We start from the raw sequence: 1,919 nt of genomic DNA, 5'->3' as shown, positions 1-1,919 counted from the left end.
GCATCGGGCAACACGCCGAGCACGCGCAGACGCACCATCCAGGGATTGAAGCCTTCTACCTGCGGCGGCGCCTTCTTGTAGACTGGCAGGTCCGCGGCCTGCACCGATGCAAAAGTCCCCGCGAGCATCGCGCCGACCGTCGCGATCCGCGCCAAGTTTCTTGTCGTTCTCTGCATTTCAATCCCCTTCAGCCGTCTCTCGCGCATCGTTGCGCGACGTCAGCGTCAGAGCAGAAAGGGGATGGTGAAGGATTTGACGCCGATCAAATCAGGCGAAACGCGGCACGATTTGTGTCGCGGCGTTGCAGATGTGTCACGAGCAATGCGAGTGAACGACGCAGGATAGTGCCACGCCCGATCTCACGGCCGCTCGGGATGGTTCAGCATGTACTCGCCGAGATCGCGCTGGCGGCGGTCGGCGCGGGCGGTAGCGGCGCTGCGCTGGACGTCACGGTCCTTGCGGCAGGCCACATATTCCGGCGAGCCCGCCGCATAACCGCGGCTCTGGCACACTGCGTCGTCATCGTCGCCCCCCATCGCCACCGGCGTCTGGTAGCGCGCCGAACAGGCGGAGAGAGCGATGGCAAGAGCTAAGGCTGCAAGCAGGCGCGGCGCGGTGGCAAGTGGCATACAAGGTCCCCTGTTGGCCGGCTCTGTTTAGCGCGGAATGAGGAGATTGTAAGTCCCTGGCCTCCGTTCCCGCCCGCTGTCATTCCCCGCGAAAGCGGGGAATCCAGTACGCCGCGGCCTCTCGGCTCTAGCCTCACCGTCTCTGGAATACTGGATCGCCCGCCTTCGCGGGCGATGACGGTAGGAATTGGTGAGGCGGCGTCACGCCTCGCGGGCGGAGGGCGTTAGCCCTCACACCCTCCCCTTCAGCGCCTCCCCGATCTCGTCCAGCACCTTGGGGTCCTCGATCGTCGCGGGCATGGTCCAGGACTCGCCGTCGGCAATCTTCTTGATGGTGCCGCGCAAAATCTTGCCGGAGCGCGTCTTGGGCAGGCGGCCGACTGTGATGGCGAGCTTGAAGGCGGCGACGGGGCCGAGCTTGTCACGCACCAGCGCGATGATCTCCTTCTCGATCTCGCTAGGTGCGCGCTTCACGCCGGCCTTGAGCACCAGGAAGCCGCAGGGCACCTCGCCCTTGATTGCGTCCTTGACGCCGAGCACGGCGCATTCGGCGACGTCGGGATGCGAAGCCAGGATCTCCTCCATGCCGCCGGTGGACAGACGATGGCCGGCGACATTGATGATGTCGTCGGTGCGCCCCATCACCCAGACATAGCCGTCCTCGTCCTTGTAGCCGGCGTCGGAGGTTTTGTAATAGCCGGGGAACTCGCTGAGGTAAGCTTCCTTGAAGCGAGAATCCTGATTCCACAGCGTCGGCAGGCAGCCCGGCGGCATCGGCAGCTTGATGACGATCGAGCCCATCTTGTTGGGACCGATGGGCTTGGCCGCTTCATCGACCACGTCGACCTGGTAGCCCGGCATCGGCACCGTCGGCGAGCCGTGCTTCACCGGCAGCATGCCGAGGCCGACCGGATTGCCGGCGATGCACCAGCCGGTCTCGGTCTGCCACCAATGGTCGATGACAGGCACCTTCAGCTGCTGCTCCGCCCATTCCACTGTCGGCGGATCGGCACGCTCGCCGGCGAGGAACAGGGTGCGGAATGTCGAGAGGTCGTATTGCCGGATGAACTTGCCGTCCGGATCCTCCTTGCGGATGGCGCGGAACGCGGTCGGCGCGGTGAACAGCGCCACCGCCTTGTGCTCGGAGATGACGCGCCAGAATGCGCCGGCGTCGGGCGTGCCGACCGGCTTGCCCTCATACATGATCGAGGTCGCGCCATGCAGCAGCGGGCCGTAGACGATGTAGCTGTGGCCGACCACCCAGCCGATGTCGGAGCCGCACCACCAGAC

The 1,919-nt window shown here is 65.3% G+C and carries 2 protein-coding genes and 1 pseudogene; all 3 read right to left on the bottom strand.

The genetic code is table 11. The annotated features are described in order from the left end of the window. Positions 1–176, bottom strand: a pseudogene (locus tag AC1D00_RS39020) (OmpW/AlkL family protein); the annotation flags it as partial. A 183-nt stretch (positions 177–359) separates the two neighbouring features. Then, positions 360–629, bottom strand: coding sequence for a hypothetical protein (locus AC1D00_RS39015; RefSeq protein ID WP_477014344.1), 270 nt, complete (start codon positions 627–629; stop codon positions 360–362). 231 nt (positions 630–860) lie between these two features. Further along, on the bottom strand, positions 861–1,919 hold a 1,059-nt coding region (locus AC1D00_RS39010; protein WP_477014343.1), incomplete at its 5' end, for an AMP-binding protein.

This window comes from Bradyrhizobium sp. P2_E8, assembly GCF_056403875.1.
The sequence above is the reverse complement of the archived record's forward strand: the minus strand, read 5'-3'. Positions and strand labels throughout refer to the sequence as shown.

Bases quoted from the DNA above. Each gene is read 5' to 3' on its own strand.
- AC1D00_RS39015 (WP_477014344.1), bottom strand. From the start codon at position 629: ATGCCACTTGCCACCGCGCCGCGCCTGCTTGCAGCCTTAGCTCTTGCC.